Annotated in this window: 12 protein-coding genes; 4 read left to right on the top strand and 8 right to left on the bottom strand. The window is 41.2% G+C overall.

Features of this window, described 5'->3' with window-relative positions:
* Positions 1-321 precede the first annotated feature (321 nt).
* The 4 genes from recR to apt form a co-directional block, all read right to left on the bottom strand.
* Positions 322-921, bottom strand: a complete 600-nt coding sequence (gene recR, locus HFU86_RS14830; protein ID WP_132496730.1) for a recombination mediator RecR — start codon at positions 919-921, stop codon at positions 322-324.
* On the bottom strand, positions 921-1250 hold the full coding sequence (locus tag HFU86_RS14835; protein ID WP_006659291.1) for a YbaB/EbfC family nucleoid-associated protein: 330 nt from the start codon (positions 1248-1250) through the stop codon (positions 921-923). The genes recR and HFU86_RS14835 overlap by 1 nt, the downstream gene beginning before the upstream one ends.
* Before the next feature lie 43 nt (positions 1251-1293).
* Positions 1294-3240: a DNA polymerase III subunit gamma/tau gene (gene dnaX / locus HFU86_RS14840; protein WP_132496731.1), complete on the bottom strand. Its 1947-nt coding sequence runs from the start codon at positions 3238-3240 to the stop codon at positions 1294-1296.
* A 118-nt stretch (positions 3241-3358) separates the two neighbouring features.
* Complete coding sequence (apt, locus tag HFU86_RS14845) at positions 3359-3910, bottom strand: adenine phosphoribosyltransferase (RefSeq protein ID WP_187129572.1); 552 nt, start codon at positions 3908-3910, stop codon at positions 3359-3361.
* A gap of 143 nt (positions 3911-4053) precedes the next feature.
* Between apt and priC the strand changes: the two genes are divergently transcribed.
* A complete protein-coding gene (gene priC / locus HFU86_RS14850) occupies positions 4054-4602 on the top strand; it encodes a primosomal replication protein PriC (RefSeq protein ID WP_036952559.1) in 549 nt (182 codons plus the stop codon).
* Between the two features lie 10 nt (positions 4603-4612).
* Positions 4613-4783 (top strand): DUF2496 domain-containing protein, encoded by a 171-nt coding sequence (locus tag HFU86_RS14855; RefSeq protein ID WP_187129573.1) that lies wholly within the window; start codon positions 4613-4615, stop codon positions 4781-4783.
* Positions 4784-4789: 6 nt separating this feature from the next.
* Here HFU86_RS14855 and mscK read toward each other — a convergent pair whose 3' ends face one another.
* From mscK to acrR, 3 genes are all read right to left on the bottom strand, one after another.
* Positions 4790-8185, bottom strand: a complete 3396-nt coding sequence (gene mscK / locus HFU86_RS14860) for a mechanosensitive channel MscK (protein ID WP_187129574.1) — start codon at positions 8183-8185, stop codon at positions 4790-4792.
* A gap of 144 nt (positions 8186-8329) precedes the next feature.
* The gene (locus HFU86_RS14865; protein ID WP_036952565.1) at positions 8330-8683 is read right to left on the bottom strand and encodes a DsrE/DsrF/TusD sulfur relay family protein; all 354 of its coding nucleotides are present in this window, start codon (positions 8681-8683) and stop codon (positions 8330-8332) included.
* A 12-nt stretch (positions 8684-8695) separates the two neighbouring features.
* A complete protein-coding gene (gene acrR, locus HFU86_RS14870; RefSeq protein ID WP_132496735.1) occupies positions 8696-9346 on the bottom strand; it encodes a multidrug efflux transporter transcriptional repressor AcrR in 651 nt (216 codons plus the stop codon).
* Positions 9347-9480: 134 nt separating this feature from the next.
* Between acrR and HFU86_RS14875 the strand changes: the two genes are divergently transcribed.
* Both HFU86_RS14875 and HFU86_RS14880 read left to right on the top strand, forming a co-directional pair.
* On the top strand, positions 9481-10671 hold the full coding sequence (locus HFU86_RS14875) for an efflux RND transporter periplasmic adaptor subunit (RefSeq protein ID WP_187129575.1): 1191 nt from the start codon (positions 9481-9483) through the stop codon (positions 10669-10671).
* A 15-nt stretch (positions 10672-10686) separates the two neighbouring features.
* Positions 10687-13845, top strand: coding sequence for an efflux RND transporter permease subunit (locus HFU86_RS14880; RefSeq protein WP_132496736.1), 3159 nt, complete (start codon positions 10687-10689; stop codon positions 13843-13845).
* Positions 13846-13913: 68 nt separating this feature from the next.
* On the opposite strand, the gene HFU86_RS14885 is transcribed toward HFU86_RS14880, so the two are convergent.
* Entirely contained in the window at positions 13914-20216 is a 6303-nt protein-coding gene (locus HFU86_RS14885; RefSeq protein WP_187129576.1) for a TcdA/TcdB pore-forming domain-containing protein, read from the bottom strand.
* Between the last annotated feature and the right edge of the window lie 278 nt (positions 20217-20494).

Genomic DNA, 20494 nt, shown 5'->3' on the forward strand with positions numbered 1-20494 from the left:
GGAAACTAATTTGGGGACAAAAAAATAGAATTCAACCACTAACCACAAATTAGCAGCCAAATTAATATGAACGAAAGAAAATGACCAAAAACTACGATGCTTTTGCTTCGAGGATTTTACTTTGAAGGTTTTACTTAGAAAGTTTGGGGGGGGGTGCTTTTGAATTTATTGTTAAAAGTCTACTCCCTACCATCATCCTCTAAATAGTTCAAAGTTGTAGGTAGGCAGCAAGCAAGCTTATCCCTAGGAGCATACTGAAGTATGTGACTAGGGTGAGGTTGTGCTGCCAACACCCCTACAATTTAAAATATGACGAGGATGCTACAATTTCGAGCGGCCTGACAACGAATGAGAAAGCGTCGTGCTGTCAACCATCTCTAACTCTCCGCCGACAGGCACCCCATGCGCAATCCGGCTCGCCGCCACCCCATACTGCGCACACATCTGCCCAATATAGTTTGCCGTCGCCTCCCCCTCTACTGTCGGGTTGGTCGCCAAAATCACTTCAGAGATGTTTTCCGATGCCAGTCGCTCTTCGAGCCTATCCAGCCCGATATCCATAGGTCCAATACCGTCTAATGGCGACAAATGCCCCATGAGTACGAAATAACGACCCGAGAATTGACCAGTTTGCTCGATAGCGTAGATATCTGCGGGACTTTCCACAACGCAAATCAGCCCATTCTGCTGACGGCGCGGGTTATCGCAGATATTGCAGGTGTCTTGCTCAGTAAATGTGCGGCAGTCGCGGCAATGCCCGATTTCGGACATTGCACGAGTCAGCGACTGAGCCAAACGCATTCCGCCACTACGGTCACGTTGCAGAAGTTGGAAAGCCATTCGCTGCGCTGACTTGGGTCCCACCCCGGGGAGACAGCGCAGCGCTTCCATCAATGATTCAAGAAGCGGACTCGTTTGCATTAGAATGGCATCTTAAAGCCTGGTGGCAGTTGCATACCGCTGGATACGCTAGCCATTTTTTCTTTTTGCGTTTCTTCGATACGACGCGCTGCGTCATTGAATGCCGCAGCAATCAAGTCTTCCAACATATCTTTGTCGTCTTCTAACAGGCTAGGATCAATTTCAACGCGACGGCAGTTATGTGAACCGTTAATGGTCACTTTGACTAAGCCAGCACCAGATTCGCCAGTAGCTTCGAGTTGAGCGATTTCTTCCTGAACTTTCTGCATTTTATCTTGCATTTGCTGGGCCTGTTTCATCAGGTTACCCAATCCACCTTTACCAAACATAGTTTTCTCTCACAACTGAGGCTACAGATTCGCAACTGTAGCGTTAAACGGGGCGAATACTCTCTTCATCCAACTGCGCATCAAACATGGAACGCAATTTTTGAATTGTTTTATCCGCAATAATAGACTGACGGGCTTGCGCCAGTTTCTCTTCATAAATCGCCTGACGCCATTCCAGCGGCGTTTTCACCGCCGTATTATCATCGTGAACGATTTTCAGTTCAACAGGGCGACCATAATGTTCACTCAACGCATCTTGCAACGCTTTTAGGGCGTTAGGTTTATCAAGATGGCGTTGAGCGGAGCGCAAGTGCAATACAATTTGCGACTCGTTCAATTCTTCTTTATATGAATTCAAAGCCAATTGTTCAACTAGCTTCGGAATATTTAATTGCGCGATTTCCCCCGACCAACTATCACGCTCGCGCCCTTCTTCGGTGATTTTGATTGCTAATTCAGGGGTTTTTTCATATTCCAACGCCTCTTTAATCTCAGTTGGCGTTGTCACTGTGTCTTTTGCGTCGAGAACCTCACCATTTTGAGGCTTCCACTGGTAAGGCTTCGGCTTCGCAGGCTTTGTCTTCTGTGACGCTTTTTCCATCACATTTTGCTGATGTTTGCTGGTTACCGCGGCCAGCCGCTCAAGTGCTGAAACCGCCGGCTTAGCCCTTTCGGACGTCACCGGATGAGTCTTTTTTGGACTCGGATCCTCACTTTGTGGCGTTTGTAGTGCCTGTCTGGCTTTCAATAGCTGCAATGTTGGGCTATTTTCTGGTAAGTTCTCTGCGCTCGCCGGTTGCGGGGCTGGGCGCCTTACCGTCGATGGTGCTGGTTCCGGCTGAAAAGCAGGTGCTGGCGCGCTTGAAACCAATTTCGGCGGCAACTCCACTTCTTCAATAATGCTCTTTGGGTGGAAGGCTAACGCTCTTAATAGCGCCATTTCCACGCCCATGCGTCTTTCTGGTGCGAATGTCAGTTCTTTACGCCCCACCAGCAAGGTTTGGTAGAAAAGTTGAAGATCCGCTGGGGAAATCAATCGTGCCACTTGTCTTAGGCGCCCTTCTGTAGAGGAAGGATCCGTTTCTTGCTCCGCTGGCAGCAGTTGGATCATCGCGATGCGATGAAGCTGCGAGAGGATTTCAACCAGTAGGTTTTCCCAGTCAGCGCCACGGGAAGCGGCTTGCTCCACTTGAGCCATCACGCCAAGACCATCTGCACGAACGAGGGCTTCAATAATGGCAAGAGGCTGCTCATCGTCAAGCGTGCCCAACATTTGGCTCACGATATCCGCAGTAACCTTACCTTGCCCCATAGCAATTGCTTGGTCAGTCAAGCTCAATGCATCACGCAAACTACCGTCAGCGGCGCGGGCAATCAACTGACGAGCACGAGTATCGTGCTCAATATTTTCCGCATTCAGGATCAACTCAAGCTGTTCACTGATTTGTGGGACATCCAGCGCTTTCAGGTGAAACTGTAAGCAGCGGGATAAAATCGTGACAGGCAGTTTTTGCGGATCGGTCGTGGCAAGTAAAAATTTGACGTGTTCCGGTGGCTCTTCGAGTGTTTTAAGCAGAGCATTAAAACTGTGGCGCGACAACATGTGAACTTCGTCTATTAGGTAAACTTTAAAGCGGCCACGCGCTGGCGCATACTGGACGTTATCCAGTAACTCCCGCGTATCTTCGACTTTAGTACGTGATGCCGCATCAATCTCAATCAGGTCAACAAATCGCCCCTGTTCAATTTCCAAACAGTTGGCGCATTTTCCGCAAGGTGTTGCCGTGATCCCCGTTTCGCAGTTTAACCCTTTGGCAAACAAGCGGGCGATCGTGGTTTTCCCGACACCGCGGGTACCCGAGAAAAGATAAGCGTGATGAAGCCGTTGGTGCTCAAGCCCATTAGCAAGTGCAGTCAACACGTGCTGCTGACCAACAACGTCTGAAAATTTTTGGGGGCGCCACTTACGGGCAAGTACCTGATAGCTCATGGATTCCACTGTTATTCAACATGGGACATTGATAAATATAATAATAGTACCATGCTACCACAGCCTCAACCCATTGGGCGAGACTGCAGTAAAAATAGTAAGAAGAGTGCGGAGCAGATTAGTGGCCTGGGAACTCAACAAGACTATAGGAAGTAACGCCTTCTTTTGCTAAACGCCCTACACCACCTAAATCTGGCAGTCCGATAACGAAAGCAGCATCCACCACTTTTGCGCCTAGCTGTTTGATCATTTTAACGGTCGCTTCGACAGTACCGCCAGTTGCTAGCAGGTCATCCACCACCAGCACGTTGTCTTGTGCGGTAATGCTGTCTTTGTGGATTTCCAGTGTGTCGGTGCCGTATTCCAGATCATACGTCATACTTAAAACTTCACGCGGTAATTTGCCTTTTTTACGCACAGGCACAAAACCTACGCCTAAGCGTAATGCAACAGGAGCACCGAACAGGAAACCACGGGCTTCAGTACCAACAATTTTGGTCACACCTTTGTTTTGATAATGCTCAACCAGCATATCAATTGTCGCTTGATAAGCCGCCGGGTCATTTAACAGTGTGGTAATATCGCGAAACAGCACACCCTCTTTTGGATAGTTAGGGATAGTCGCGATACTTTCTTTAATCAATTGCAGTTGTTGCTCTTTAGCGGTCATAATAAAAACCAATATAGTAAATACGAAAGGGTAGAATCTATGCAAACTACCATCAAAATGCAATAAGAAGCCGTCTATTTGCTGTAAGTTTTATTGTTGGATATCAATATTCCGCCACTTTTCACATTTATTGAGAATAAAAAATGAAAACACAGGCTCTGTTAGAGGCATTGAAAAAGCAGATTGATGAATTAGCGGAGCGTGTCGCTCCCATCAAAGACCATGAGTTTTCACACTCCCGATTTGATATGCAGCTATTTAGCCATAAATCTACCAAATTGGGGGATTGCCAGAAAGAGCTCAATACCTTGTATCAGCAATTGTGTAATAGCGTTGCCCTTAACCATGCCCAGCAAGTGAATTTTTTAACCGAAAAAATAGTGCATCAAATGCAAGCTATCTCCCGAGAACTGTCTACACAAGGGCTACGGGAAAAAGAAGATTCTTTTCGGTCGAAAAAGGAACAGGTTGATTTATATGAACGTTTATCACAACATCAAGATTATGAACGCCGTTTACAAGCAATGGTGAGCGAAAAAGAGCTCTATTTAAGTGGCTTAACTGACTCACATTTACAGCACCAGTGCCAAAAAGAACTCGCCGCGTTGGCTGGTCGTTTATATCGCTGTAGACAAGCATTAATGCGTATTGAAAAAGCCATTGAACACCAAGAAAACCAATTTTTTGATTAAAGGATCGCGAATGGAAACACTGGACACTGCACCACTCGAAACCCAGCTCGCGGTAGATTTAATTTACTTGTTAGAATCAGCTGAAGTTGATACCAATACCGTACTAAAAGCATTAGAGATGGTTAAGCAGGATTACCTCAACAAACAGGCCGCCGAAGCAGCCTGTCAGAATGGTGATTAACGCAGGTTATTTTTCATCGCTATTTTTATCATCATCTTTGTCTTTGATAATTTTTGTCACTTCCTGCACTTCATCACCCTGATTGTTATGTAAATACACTTCCAATTGATTGAAGGCGATATTGATATCGTTTTCACGACATAACCGGTCAATTTCACGGTTCACTTCATCACTGGTGATAGTACGCTCACCGATTTGGCGCACATAAAAACGTAATTCGTGATCCAATGTGCTGGCACCAAAACTTAAGAAGTATGCCGCTGGCGCAGGATCCGTCATCACTTTACTGTTAGAGGTGGCTGCTTGCAGTAATACGCGCTTCACTTTTTCCAAATCTGAACCATACGCGACACCTAAAGAGATCGTAATTCGCGTGACCGTGTCTGAGAGCGACCAGTTGATTAAGCGCTCAGTAACGAATGCTTTGTTCGGGATGATCACCTCTTTGCGATCGAAATCCACAATCGTAGTGGCACGAATACGGATCTTACTGATTGTTCCCGAGTAAGTCCCGATGGTGACGGTATCCCCAATGCGAATCGGTCTTTCGAACAGTAAAATAATCCCCGAAACGAAGTTCGCAAAAATTTCCTGTAAACCAAAACCGAGACCAACGGTTAAGGCAGCAGCTAACCATTGCAACTGATTCCACGTGACCCCTATCATCCCAAGGGATGCAATCGCCCCGATACTGACAATCACATAGGTCAACATGGTGGTGATGGCATAGGTGGAACCTTGGCGCAGTTTGAGCCGCGATAATACTAACACTTCCAGTAACCCTGGTAGGTTGCGTGTCATGATCCACGCCACCACCACAATCACCACCGCTAAAATCAAGTTCGCTAAGGTCACATGCTGCATGATATTCGCCCCTTCCGCTGATGTGGCGGTATAGCTCCAGAGTTGGACACTATCGAGGAAGGAGAAAATCGTAATAAAATCAGACCAAATGGCGTAAAACGCAAACGCAAAAATAATAAACAGCACCATTGTGGTTAAGCGCAGCGACTGCTGGCTAATCAACTCAATGGTCATTGGCGGCTCTTTGATAGGCTCGTTTTCAGTATCTTCTTGCTGTTTTGACTGAGCTCGGCGCTCAAGCGCACGCTTATACGCCAGTTTTCTTGCGCCTAAACTTAACCCACGTAAACAGACATTATACGTGATGTACCAAAGCACCAGTAGGTACAAGCTATCTAACCAACGGTTGGCTAAACGGAGTGTGGTGTAATAGTAACCCGCAATCATCAAGCCGATTAAAATCAGCGGAGAAAATGTCAGTAACGTAATCAAAATCGAGCGAGTTAAGTGGCTCCCCGTTTCCTTCCACACCTGTTTACAGAACGGGATAGTAAAAATACACAATAATAATAAACAGATAGAAACCACTAGCTGCCCAATCACATCCTCAGACACCTTCAGCGGGTTAATCATTCCATAAGTGGAAAAGAAGATAAGCGGGATCAGCGGTACTGATAAACGCACCATTCGACGGCGCATACGCTGGGCATTTTCATGTTCAATATTAAAATGTTTCTCTGCAATACCTTGAGGTTTTAACACCCTGAACGTTAATTCAAATAGCGCCCAGAAAATAGCGAGTTGCAAGAAATAAGACCAAATAAACTCCCCTTGCAGGTTACCGGTTTTTAAGAACCAGTAACCAATGGCGATAACCACTAATGAGATTGGGATGGTTTGCAGCAACGTGAGAAACAGCGCCAACGGTGTATTCAATACACTGTCGTTACGCAGACTGGATAAACGCAGGTCAATATCATGCAGACGCTGGGTGATTTTTCGATTCAACCAGATAAAGATCAGTGCCGCCAATAATAAAGGGATCGTCACCCACAGCGAGCTCAGCAAGCCTTTTTTCAGGCTAGAGAATGAAAAATCAAAATCGAGGTGAGTTAATTGATTTGTGGCCGCTTCTGGAAACGCTTTTAACCACTCGATATCCATCGGTTTATTACTGTTTACCCAGAAAATTTGCTGAGCCAAAGTATGCTCAAGCGAGCTGACTACGCTCAATAATTGGTTTTGATCCAGTTGCAAATTAATGGCTTGGGAAATTTGCCCACCTAGCTGTAAATTCAATTCATCCAATAATTCACGGCGAACATCCAAGATTTTTACCAGTGCCGCTTTATCTTCTGGGGTAAACAAGCGAGCATTTTCTTGCTCTCCAACCTTAACCGCTTGCTCATGTTCCAGAGTATTAATGTAGTCCGTAGGTTGGTATAACGCATCACGCTGCTGGTTAATATCAAATTGCTCCAAACGCAGGTCGGCGATGGTGACAGGTAAATTCTTGGTTAAAATATCCGCGGGTAAATCAATTTGTTGCTGAAAAAGAATTCGCGATAGCAGCAAACTTCCGCGTAATACGTTGATTTGCTCTTTTAAGTTTCGTTCTGACTGTGTGGCACGTTCTAACCAAGTTTTTACTCGGATGCCATTTTGCACCATTTTGTTGCCGTCTTGAGTCACTTCAATCAAGCGGTTGCTCAGTTTGTTATTGATCTCCACCTCTTTTTGAATAATCGGATTTTGCTGTACGGTATCATCCGTAGAGGTGTTTTGTGCTTCACGGACTGTCGATTGGGAATCACTGAGACGCTCTTTGCTAATCGCGTCTTGGATCACCTGAATTCGCGCATCGAGTTGCTCAATGTACGCCGCCGTGTAATCACGCTGTTTCTGTAAAACATCTTGAAGTTGCGTATTGGCTTGAAGAACGCGCTTTTGAAATTCGTTTTGCTGCTGTAGGAGGTATTGCTCCAGTTGCAGCATATTCACTTGTGTGGAGCGCAACTTGTTGGAGTCAGTCAATGTGCTGTTAAGCTCATTGCGGATCTCTTGCAGCCTTCTGGCATTGTCCAGCATGATAGCTTGGGCGCGCTCAGGTTGAGTTTGCAAACCGATCAGTTGGCTGTTGTATGTGGCGAGATCATTTTGCTCCGCTTGCAGGTTATCCAAATGGGTTGCCAACATGGACTCTAATTGTTGCAGGCTGCTATTTTCAATTTGATGCTGAAAGTTAATATCAGGATTTTCATTCTGATTTTTTATTTGCAATAAACCTTGAACCGCTTTTTTTGACTCTTCACCGGAGTGACTTAATTTTTTTTGCAGTTCGTCTGAACGCTGATCGAGTTTTTCCAGCTCATCATAATAATTTAATGACTTTTCCAAATCGGCAATAGCGAATTTATCTTCTTGCCCCGCATTATTTTTTTTATTTAGCGAATTGAGCTCTGTTTTTATCTCGTTTTTGCTGGGAAGGTTATTAATTGTTGCAGCGGAAATTTGAAAAGAGAAAAAGGTGATGGCAAATGCCAAAAATATTCTGATTGAATATAACCACACTTTTCTATATTGCATCAGTGAGCCCATGATATCTCGTTGTCATCCTACTATTATTTAGCACTTAAATTGTTTAGCGCTAATACCAATTAGTTCTAACTTGCTATTTGAGCTGCAATTTTGGCAAACCGCAGCTCAATTCTCAAAAAGCTTTTTTAATCAATAGCGATAAAATTAAAAGGTGAGAACTTTTTCGGCGTCTAATGTCCACGCAGCCAAATCAACCAATGTACCGATTTCGACGCCATCAATTAATGGCAGCTCACTGATACCACGAGCATCAGTACAGGTCTTGCATAATTTAACAGGTACGTTTTGCGCGGTTAAAATCTCTAACATTTGCTGAAGGTTATACCCTTCTTTCGGTTTTTGTGCGGTGATCCCTGCAGTGACGGCATCGGACATTAGGAAAATTTTCAGGTCGGTTTGAGGGTGTTGCTCTTTTATCGTGATAGCTAAGCGCAGAGAGTTAAACAACATTTCACTTCCGTAAGGTGCGCCATTCGCAATGATCAAAATGGATGACATGGTTTTCTCCGATTATTCGTTTGGCGTCGGTTTGACTCGCAGCGAAACGCTATTTTTGAGCGTTTCTAATAGAGTATCAACTAACGTCGTTGTATGTGCGTCTATCATAAAACGCTCTGGCTGTAATAACCAGTTTTCAAGTAAGCCCGACATCAGTGCGCGGATCATAACCGCACTACACGCTAAATCTAAATCGGCAGGAAGTTGCCCTGCATCCACACAGTCACGTAAATTCTTAATAATCCGCTGTTCGCTTGCCAGATAATTTTCACGTTTAAAATCAACAACAGAAGCCATTTCTCCGACGAGCTCACATTTTAAAAAAAAGATTTCCATTAACGCGCGGTTTTTAGGAGTACTAATAAAATCGGTAAGAATATATATTAGCAATTCTCTTAGTATTAAAAGTGGATCATTGGTATATTTCGAACGATAATAATCCTCAGCTTGAGTAATTTGATTATCGCTAAATTCGCAGGCTTGATGGAACAGATCCACCTTATTTTTAAAATGCCAATATATAGCTCCACGGGTAACGCCCGCAGCTTTGGCTATATCGGCTAATGATGTGGCTGTTACTCCTCGTTCAGAAAATGTTTTGATGGCTGCATCTAATATTTCCTGACGGGTTTCTTCAGCCTGTTGTTTAGTTTTTCGTGCCATTGACGCTCGTTTTTATCGAAAGCTGATTTACATACATTAGTGTATGTTTGTACTATAGCATAGTGATAAATCATATAATTTGCTTTTTTTCTTAATTTTGTTTTGAACTCATATCGATTAATTGAGGTTAACTTATGCGAAAAAACAGAGGGGTGTTACCTCTGGCTCTGTTGGTCCTTTCAGGCGGCTTAGCGTTATCTGGTTGTAACGAAGAACAGAAAGGTGGCGGTGAACGCCCGGCGCCTGATGTAGGAATTGTTACGCTGAAAGCTGAACCTCTGACCATTAAGACCGAACTCCCAGGCCGTACATCTGCATTTCGTATTGCAGAGGTTCGCCCACAAGTAAGTGGCATCATCCTAAAACGTAACTACAAGGAAGGTAGTGATGTTGAGGCTGGCGTATCGTTATATCAAATCGATCCGGCACCTTTCCAAGCGACCTACAATAGTGCTAAAGCAGAATTAGCCAAAGCGCAAGCAAATGCTAATCTCGCCGCATTAACTGTTAAACGTTATAAGCCACTGCTTGGCACGAATTACATTAGCCGACAAGAATACGATCAAGCGAACTCAACGTATGCTCAATCACTGGCAGCAGTAAAAGCGGCTGAAGCGGCAGTTGAAACAGCACGTATTAATTTGAATTACACCAAAGTCACTGCCCCTATCAGTGGACGTACTGGTAAATCCAACGTGACTGAAGGTGCTTTAGTTTCTGCTGGTCAAGCAACTGAACTGATGCGCGTTCAACAGTTAGATCCTATCTACGTGGATGTCACTCAGTCGAGCGAAGATTTCTTACGTTTAAAAGCTGAAATCGAAAATGGAGCTCTGCAAAAAGAACCGGGTAAAGCGCCTGTTAGCTTAGTCATTAATGGCGGGCAAGAATACGCGCAGAAAGGGCAATTAGAGTTTTCTGACGTTACTGTCGATGAAACCACAGGTTCCATCACGATGCGTGCAGTATTCCCTAACCCGAACAAAGAGCTGATGCCGGGTATGTTTGTTCGCGCTATTTTAGAAGATGGTGTGAAAGAAAACGCGATTTTAGTCCCACAACAAGGTATTGCACGTACTCCGCAAGGTGATGCGCAAGTGATGGTTGTTGGCGCTGAAAACAAAGTTGAAGTACGCAAAGTACAAGTCGCACAAGCGATTGGCAACAACTGGTTAGTAACTGAAGGCATGAAAGATGGCGACCGTGTCATTGTGATTGGCTTACAGAAAATCAAACCAGGTATGGTTGTTGTGCCGAAGCAAGCAAACTTAGAAACCCAATCCATTGTAGACACTCAGGCAAAACCTGAAACCGCGTCTAAATAAGGGAGCGATTGATTAATGCCTAAGTTTTTTATAGATAGACCAATTTTTGCGTGGGTAATTGCGATTATCACCATGCTTGCGGGTCTGCTGGCAATTATCAAGTTACCTGTCGCTCAGTATCCGACGATTGCACCGCCGGCTGTTTCCATTTCAGCTAACTACCCAGGGGCGGATGCGTCAACGGTACAAAATACGGTGACCCAAGTTATCGAACAGAATATGAACGGTATCGATAACTTGGTGTATATGTCATCAACCAGTGATTCATCAGGTTCAGCAAGTATTACGCTGACTTTTGAAGCGGGTACTGATGGCGATATCGCCCAAGTACAGGTACAGAATAAGCTGCAATTGGCTATGCCTCTTTTACCTCAAGAAGTTCAGCAACAAGGTATTAGTGTGGATAAGTCAACCAGCTCATTCTTAATGGTTGCAGGCTTTATTTCTAAAGACGGTTCAATGGGTCAATACGACATTGCCGACTACGTAGGTTCGAATATTAAAGACCCACTTAGTCGTGTTAATGGTGTTGGTGAAACCCAGCTGTTTGGTACCCAATATGCAATGCGTATTTGGTTAAAACCAGAGCAACTTGTTAAGTACAACATGGCAACTTCGGATGTCATTAATGCGATTCGTGTACAGAACAACCAAGTTGCAGCCGGTCAATTAGGGGGAACTCCTCCTGTTGGCGGTCAGCGTTTGAACGTATCAATTATTGCTCAAACTCGCTTAAGCAATGTTGAAGAGTTTTCTAACATCTTATTACGCGTGAACCAAGATGGTTCTCAAGTTCGTTTGAAAGATGTCGCTACTGTTCAATTAGGTGCGGAAAACTACAGTACAATTGCTCGTTTTAACGGCATGCCAGCTGCGGGTATTGGTATTAAACTCGCAACGGGCGCAAACGCACTGGATACGGCAAATAACGTCCGTGCAGCATTAGCTGATATGGAACCGTTCTTCCCTGAAGGACTAGAAGTTGTTTACCCGTACGATACAACGCCATTCGTTAAAATTTCAATTAACGAAGTAGTTAAAACGTTGGTCGAAGCAATTATGTTGGTTGTTGTGGTTATGTATCTGTTCTTGCAGAACATCCGTGCAACATTGATCCCAACAATCGCAGTACCAGTGGTGCTGTTAGGTACCTTTGCTATCTTGTCAGCCTTTGGCTACTCGATAAACACCTTAACCATGTTCGCGATGGTACTTGCCATCGGTCTTCTCGTGGATGACGCCATCGTTGTGGTTGAAAACGTTGAGCGTGTAATGCAAGAAGAAGGTCTGCCACCAAAAGAGGCGACCAAAAAATCCATGGGGCAAATTCAAGGTGCTCTGGTTGGTATTGCAATGGTGCTGTCTGCGGTATTTATCCCAATGGCCTTCTTCGGCGGGTCTACAGGGGCAATTTACCGTCAGTTCTCTATCACCATCGTTTCATCGATGCTGCTATCTGTATTAGTAGCGATGATTCTGACCCCAGCACTGTGTGCAACTATGTTGAAGCCAATTGAAAAAGGCAGCCATGGTTCCACAAAAGGGTTCTTTGGATGGTTTAACCGCGTATTTGAAAAGCAAGCTCACCATTACACAGACAGCGTAAGCCGTATGTTGAATGGTACAGGTCGTTACCTTGTGATCTACGTTTTACTGGTCGTAGGCATGGCATTTATGTTCGTTCGTCTGCCATCGTCATTCTTACCAGCAGAAGACCAAGGGGTGTTCTTATCCATGGTGCAGTTACCACCAGGATCAACTCAAGAGCAAACCGAGGTCATCTTGGATGAAGTGAGTAATTACTTCAGAGTAGATGAAGGTAAAAACGTTGAGTCTGTATTTACCGTTGGCGGCTTTAGCTTTGCAGGTGCAGGGCAAAACATGGGTCTCGCGTTCGTCGTTCTGAAAAACTGGGATGAGCGTAAAGGTGACGAAAACCATGTGGATGCGATTGTTGCGCGTGCAAACGCAGCACTATCCAAAAAACAAGGCGCCTTCATTTATGCCTTTAACTTACCAGCAATCGTCGAATTAGGAACATCAAACGGTTTTGACTTTGAGTTGGTAGATAAAGCAGGTTTAGGTCATGAAAAACTGATGGAAGCACGTAATCAGTTACTCGGACTAGCCGCTCAGCACCCTGAAATTTTGCAAGGTGTACGCCCAAATGGTCAAGATGATACCTCACAGTATCGAATCTACATTGACCAGCAAAAAGCACAAGCGCAAGGCGTTGCCATCAGCGATATCAACGCAACTCTCAGCTCCGTATTTGGTGGATCGTACGTCAATGACTTTATCGACCGTGGTCGTGTGAAGAAAGTTTACGTACAAGGTGACGCGGAAAGCCGTATGTTGCCGTCAGATATCAGCAACCTGTATGTTCGTAATAACCAAGGAAAAATGGTGCCATTCTCGGCATTCTTAGATACATCTAAAGATCCTTGGAAATACGGTTCACCACGTTTAGAACGTTATAACGGTGTTCCAGCGATGAACATTCAAGGCCAAGCAACAGAAGGTCAAAGTACCGGTGCTGCAATGCTGATGATGGAAAAACTGACCACCGAAAACCTACCTGCGGGTATCGGTTATGAGTGGACAGGTATGTCGTACCAAGAGCGTTTGTCTGGTAACCAGGCACCTGCCCTGTATGCGATTTCCCTGATTGTTGTATTCCTGTGTCTGGCTGCACTATATGAAAGCTGGTCTGTACCATTCTCGGTTATGTTAGTAGTTCCACTTGGGGTTATCGGTGCGTTACTCTTCACCTCAGTCCGAGGCTTAGATAACGACGTTTACTTCAAAGTAGGCCTGTTAACCACCATTGGGTTATCGGCGAAGAACGCAATCTTGATTGTTGAATTCGCCAAAGACTTGATGGAGAAAGAAGGTAAAGGATTGATTGAAGCAACATTAGATGCAGTTAAAATGCGTCTAAGACCAATCCTGATGACATCACTGGCATTTATGCTGGGTGTTATCCCTCTGGTATTCAGTAATGGTGCAGGTTCTGCGGCACAGAACTCCGTCGGTACAGGCGTACTGGGTGGTATGTTCGCAGCAACATCATTGGCTATCTTCTTCGTTCCGGTGTTCTTTGTGGTGATCCGTCGCCGCTTTGCAAAGACGCCAGAACACGTTGATAACAATCAGCCGCCAGCAGCTCATTAATCGCTAGTGCGTTAAAAAAGCCCCCTTAATTGGGGGCTTTTCATTTATATGACTGCCATCAATAGCATTTAGTGTGTTTTATATTGAATCATATCTATAGAAGAAATCTCTGGGCCTAGCGTATTCATCTGTACATTGTCATATTGTAAATAACTAAAATCTTTGTTTAATGTTATTTGGCTACAACTTTCAGCTAAAAAAGCCAGCTCTTCATTACATCGTGGCTTCTCTTCAAAATAGCTTGATAAGTACATGGCACCATGATGATCGGTAACCGCCTCCGCAAGTTCACTGATATTTAAAACCCCATCATTAAAGTGAACCATTAAATGTCGGCTAGTCGATGAATTATCACCATAAATATTATGCAAAATTAGTGAAGTTTGATTAATGGAGTCCGTAAAAATCAAATCATTATTCAGTCGATTAACAAAAATTGCATTGTTCTTCGCATTGATTGGTATAGCAAGATAATCCATTTGCTTATCTTGTGATTGATTATCAATAACAATAGTCTGATGGTTTTGCCAATCTTCTATTTTCAAGTGATAAATATCTTTACCTTCCCCACCACTCAATATTAATGTCTTAACTGTATTTAACTGTGTTGGTGCAAGAATATCATCATTATTTGTTCCTTTAATAATAAAGGATGAACCTAATGGTTCACTTTTTGATAATGGATGAAAAATAGTTTGACCTTCTCGAGAAGATAACATTAACCCTCCATTTATTTTCTGAACATGTTCAAGAGAGACATCTGGATATAATTCAATATATTCTGGTAAATGTTCCGAAGGCTTTAAAGATTTATCATCATCAAACATAGTCGCTAGCAGCACACTAGAGATTGCCTTTTGTTGATATAATTTTTTGGCTTGTGTATCAAAAATAATTCCACTGTCATTATGTAAGTCAAAACCCAAAAACTGTAATGTATTTTCAGATGGTAAAGACTCACTAACAATCACTTTACCTTTGAAATACCACGCTGATAAAGCTTGTTCTCCATCTTTTCCTTTTAAACCAAACAGCGTGATTGGATGAGGTTCATTAATAAAACCGCTTAAATTTCCCCAATTAAAGGATTCATTTTCAAACCAGTTTTTATTTATTGCAACAATATCTGCACTTCCATTAACATTAAGTTGTTTCACCACTCCGCTTTTTTGGATAACTAATAAATTACCATGCCAATCAAAAACAGTTTCTATTTCATCAAAGCTTAATCGCTTAGCGGTTGGATTCTTAAGATCAATATCCTTTTGCCCTAGCCCTTCTTGACGAAAAATTGTATCTGACTCTTTGCTATAAAAGAAAAAGACCTCACCTCCATTATCATCAAATAGACTACCTACCAATGTAAGATCGGTTGGCGGTTTCCAGTTCCAAGTATCCGTGAGCGGATCAAATTTTTCAAAACATGCACCCACTATTTTTAATAATGTAGGCTCTGTATTTACGCTTCTGAATTGACTTTCAACTTCAGCCAATCTCCATTTGTTTGTAAAACCAGCATAAGCAGGGTCTAATACATCATCGAAAGGCTCGCCATTTGCAAGCCTACGATTCATATAAGCTAATTCGTCAGGGTTAGTAGAAAACCAGTGCATTGTTTGAGATATGTTAGCAATTTCCTTTTGATCATAATCATCTGGTCTGGCTAAATTAGGTTTTATTAATACGCCGTCACGAGTACGTAGCCAATAAACAGACTGGAAACCTAAATAGTTTATATTTTTTATCATCACAATTGGAGCGAGGTTTGGCGCAGGGGCTGTTATTAACGATGTTATTTGTGATGTGTTTTTATCATCCTTACTCACTTTAATATAGTTATCATTGACTAAATAATCATGATTTAAAAAATATTTCTTCTGTTGCGGTGACATCATTGGATTTATTTTGTTTAGTTTTTCCATTAAAATAAAATCATTAGAAATACCTACTAATTCCAATTGATTACCCATTAAATGATAAACTACATTCACTTCACTACGTCTACTTCTATTTTTTAGCTCAACAATAATCACATTGTTTTTTATTGATATATTTTCAATATTTGAGTTATCACCTAAAATATCAGAAAAATCAAACCTATCATATAACTCACTATTATTTATATTAGTTAACCATATAACACCTTCATTTTCAGAATAAAAATATGCAATATTTTCAATAGTAGCAATTAAAGTTGCAGATTGATTTTCTTTATTTAATGAATTGGTATATAGCATTCGCTGGTTAGCTACATCATAAAATGCCCTACCAACATTTCTCCCATGATGTTGATAATTATCGATAATAACATATTGTTTATTTAATTGATTTTTATTCGCTAAGCCATCAAGGTAAGATTTGATAGTACTTTTTTCCGAATTCCACAGATTGCCATTCAGACGAACGATATCTATAGTTTTATTATTAAAATCAACTTCTCTGATCTCATGCTGGCTATTTAGAATCTGAAATTTATTGGACTTGGCCGTACCATCAATATAAATAACTGTATTGCCAATTTTAATATCATTGTCATTAATTTTAATTGGCAGATCTTTATTACCATCAATATAGCTAGTATCAATAATCCACGTAGATTGACTAGTAGCAAGAGGAGATTGCTTCAGTCTTAAAGAAGCACCCTGATTTATTGTAATTTGATATTCCCCTCCCGCCCCTGTAATTGCATGCTCTATATAGCCATGCCAAGCGTCCGGAAGCATAGGAACGATTAAATGTTTATTTTTAGAATCCAAAATGATTGAAATAGGTGTAAAAATATACTCAAATTTTAATTCCGATATAGCATATTCTAGCCCACAATAAAAATAGTCAAAATAAAATTGATAATCCTCTTCTATTTTTCTAAGAACTGAGAAACCATAGTCGTTACGGCTTGTAACACAAAAAAAAGACGAGTGGTCATAATTTAAATAACATTTTGGTATTACAGGAAGTACTATAACATTCGATTGGAAGGAATCAAATTTCACTTCACTTTGCGAAACACCAACTGCTTCTCTAATATTGATCGCTTCATCTTTATTGATATCAGCTCGTGGACGTGATTGAAAATCATGTAAAACACTACGTCCAAAAATCCATTTTCTTTTTTCACCACGATAAATATAGTGACTACCCAGCGTAAAGCTTCCATCAAGAAAGTTAATTTCTTTAATAACAACGCCTTTTGTTGGAATTAATAATTTTTTTTTCTCAGCATAGCTGATAGCTGCATTCTTATAGTCTTCTTTATATTGAGCAAAAATAACCCCAACTTCTAGCGTTTCTTGTGCATGACGCTCATTAATTTTGACTAATTCAGTGATACCAATTCCAAGACCCGTTAAAGGTACCGCTAATGGCATAGCGACACCAGCAACAGTTTCAGCTCCTAATAGCGAAGCCCCATATCCCACAACGCTTGTCGTCAGCGCTGCAGAATCAAATGCCAACTGAGTCCCAATGATAGCTTTCTGCGGTTCATTTTCTGCATTTGTGAGTTCATAAATATCAAACCCGACCATTGCCCCTTGAAAAACCGCGCCAACTCCTTCATTTGCTGTTCGTAAAATTGATGATGAAAAGCTATTCATTTCTGTTTTTACAACCTCTCCCCCCTTTTTCCAAAGCGTCCCCGCTAAATGAACAACCCGTGATACATCATTTAACGCCCCATGAGCCATCATTGTATAACTAACATACGCATGGATTTTCAAGGCACTTTCTAAGTTAGAAGGATTACCCGAAGCAACCGACTGACGATTACGATTCGCTGACCATTCAATCAATGCCTTAATACCAATGGCTGAATTAAGCCCATCCACATGTTCTGTACCAGAAAGACATTCTTCATGTTGTAGCTCTAAATCTTTAAATGTATAATGCTCACCAAAATAACGCATTGATTCATAAGAATATTGTTTAAATTCAAAAAACGTTTTGTCATCGGTTTCAATCCAACGGGAAGATTCTTCATTACCGTTATGAACAAACTGAATCTGATATCGCCCATCCTCTAATTTATCTGTGCTCGCAAAAATAGGTAGCCAGTGTTCATCTAATTGATGCTCTTGCGTGATTTTATCGAGTGATGATTCTAAGCGGCCTCCCCATTGTTCCGCTTTTAAAATACTCAAAGACGATTTTATTTGCCTATCTTTTGCCAATAACCTTTGATTTTCGATAAAGTTTATTGTTTCTTGGCGCCTCGGAATAACCTCAGATAACTCAGAGGAAGAAACTAAATCTTCGACTCTTAACCCTGAGCCAACATCCACGTTTGCCATTTGCTCTACGTCAATCGAAACGAGATCAAAAACGGGTACAGACTCTTCTATTAACACATCGTATTGATATGCCATTTTTTCTTTGATCAAAAAATTATTTAATGAATTAAAGAATTTTTTAGGATTATCAAAAATGTAAAGCCCAAAATTTGGATCATAAAAATAGTAATGAGCTTTACCATTATAATTTTTTTTTCCTATTAGCATTGAATGGCTTTGGGTATTTAAGGCATACATCTGAGTCCCATTAGACTCAATGAGTAGCTTTTTTATCTCCTTTAAATTAAGTAGACCAATTGAAGAAGAAGCTCCTACAGCTTGCGTATTAAAATGTAAATTTTGCAATGATGACCTCAATAAAATTGAGTTTCTCTCTTCTGGTGATGCCGCTGCAATAAATAGCTTATTAAAAAGCTCATCAGAACCATAAGTACCATCATGTAGCGCTAATGCAACAGACATAGATCTAACGAGAGGATAGCAGCGCCCTCCTTCATCATCACCCATTAATGGTAAATAGAAATCTTGAGGAGCAAGGCGCTGATAAATGCTTCCACCATCCTGAAATAGAGTGTTTGTTTTTAATGTGAAATTTAAAACATTTTCTATGTATTCAGACTCGTCCTTTATTTTAATATATTGAGACAGAGCACCTCGCTCATTAGCACTCAATCCGCCCTTAATATAAAGCTCTCGCATTTCTGATGAAGACATTTTATCATCGAAACCACGGATAGTGACCTCACTATAATTTTTAGCACCTTGATTAAAATCAACGTGGCTATTCCATATATCAGTTTCTAATATAGTCCTATATCTTTCTTTATTTTTGGTAGATTCAGATTGAATACCTGATTTTATACTCGCTTGGTTTACGTTAATCACAGCATCTTCACCATGATTGTTTTTTATTTGCAACCATAACCAACTACGTTCTACAGATAAGCTTTTAGATAGAATAGAGTTATGCTTTTGCTTGTAATATTCCTTCAACTCCTGATTCAATTCAATGATTTTATTTAATTCATCTATTCTAACTTTATCTTCATGAGTGATTTCTTTTTGATTTAACTCGGTTCTTTTATTTTGTAAGCTACGAAGTTCCTTTTTTGCATCCTCTATTTTTACATCTATTTTTTCTCTCTCAATATTGAGATGTTTTTTTATTTCATTTCGAAGATTTACCCAAGGAAGAATCGCGGGATGTTGTGATGAAAAATCACCGCCCTCATAACCACCATCTTCAATATGCCCCGTATCAATATTAAAATCTCGAGCAAGATTTATTAATTCTTGGTGAATTTCACTACGGTATCGATTAAATTTCTCTAAGCTTAATCGAGAAAATCCTTCATCTGGATATAACTGACTTATTGTTTCACCATGTATTCGTCGTTGTGGTATGGGAATGCCATTAATAACCTCATATTGCTGACGCTGTAAAATTAACTCCCATTGGCCTTCATGAAACCGCATATAAACCATTGCCAAACCTTCATCTGCCCCGGCAACTTGGTAATCAATAAAATCAAATGCCATGACCACATTGTCATATAATATCGAGCTATTAACTCTTCCATCATGGTACACTCGATACGTAGTATCATTATGTTTTGTAACGATAACTGAGCATCCCGTTAAAGAGCCAGTAAAGAGAAAGCTCTCTTCCTCTGCCTGTATAGGAATATCAACATAAGCTGGTTTTGTACTTGATTGATTAGCGCCGTTATACCCTAAAAAGTAAGCATTAACTATTAGCTCTGGGCTAAGATTTGAAGCACTGGAGATGGGTTCAATGGTGTAAGTATTTGGCGATTTCTGAGTAAATTTCACAAAACCTTGTGAGGGGAGTTTCCCTGCTCTTGTCATGCTATCAGCACTAATTGTATTGGTATTAGAGAACGATATCGCATTCTCCTTAAATAGCTTAATATCTTGACTTGCAGAAGTTTCTGGTGCTGGTCTATTCCACCAAAATAGTGATCGTAACACCAAATCACGTAATGCCTGAGATATGATTCTAGGATTAATGTTATTTTTTTTAGAATAAAAAGCAGATGAACAATAAAAATCAATTTTCATTTCTATAACTCCATTTATTTAATAAAAAAACCAACAATTAAAACATCATTCTAATTTTAATTATTGCACACTAATCTTGAATTAATAACAAAATCCACCCGTGAAATTAAATTTAAGATTAAATACAAAACCACACCAATTCATTTTTATTAAAAATAGAGGTATTAAATAGCATTGGTGTTTTTAATAGTTCTCTCTTATTTTTTGATAACGTCAGAATAGAAAATTAGCGTTATAGTCATCTGCGTTAAGGACATTTAATAGCAAGGAACTTATAA

It is taken from the genome of Providencia sp. JUb39 (assembly GCF_012272845.1).
GTDB classification, from domain to species: Bacteria; Pseudomonadota; Gammaproteobacteria; order Enterobacterales; family Enterobacteriaceae; genus Providencia; species Providencia lanzhouensis.

Bases quoted from the DNA above. Each gene is read 5' to 3' on its own strand.
- recR (WP_132496730.1), bottom strand. From the start codon at position 921: ATGCAAACGAGTCCGCTTCTTGAATCATTGATGGAAGCGCTGCGCTGT.
- HFU86_RS14835 (WP_006659291.1), bottom strand. From the start codon at position 1,250: ATGTTTGGTAAAGGTGGATTGGGTAACCTGATGAAACAGGCCCAGCAA.
- dnaX (WP_132496731.1), bottom strand. From the start codon at position 3,240: ATGAGCTATCAGGTACTTGCCCGTAAGTGGCGCCCCCAAAAATTTTCA.
- apt (WP_187129572.1), bottom strand. From the start codon at position 3,910: ATGACCGCTAAAGAGCAACAACTGCAATTGATTAAAGAAAGTATCGCG.
- priC (WP_036952559.1), top strand. From the start codon at position 4,054: ATGAAAACACAGGCTCTGTTAGAGGCATTGAAAAAGCAGATTGATGAA.
- HFU86_RS14855 (WP_187129573.1), top strand. From the start codon at position 4,613: ATGGAAACACTGGACACTGCACCACTCGAAACCCAGCTCGCGGTAGAT.
- mscK (WP_187129574.1), bottom strand. From the start codon at position 8,185: ATGGGCTCACTGATGCAATATAGAAAAGTGTGGTTATATTCAATCAGA.
- HFU86_RS14865 (WP_036952565.1), bottom strand. From the start codon at position 8,683: ATGTCATCCATTTTGATCATTGCGAATGGCGCACCTTACGGAAGTGAA.
- acrR (WP_132496735.1), bottom strand. From the start codon at position 9,346: ATGGCACGAAAAACTAAACAACAGGCTGAAGAAACCCGTCAGGAAATA.
- HFU86_RS14875 (WP_187129575.1), top strand. From the start codon at position 9,481: ATGCGAAAAAACAGAGGGGTGTTACCTCTGGCTCTGTTGGTCCTTTCA.
- HFU86_RS14880 (WP_132496736.1), top strand. From the start codon at position 10,687: ATGCCTAAGTTTTTTATAGATAGACCAATTTTTGCGTGGGTAATTGCG.
- HFU86_RS14885 (WP_187129576.1), bottom strand. From the start codon at position 20,216: ATGAAAATTGATTTTTATTGTTCATCTGCTTTTTATTCTAAAAAAAAT.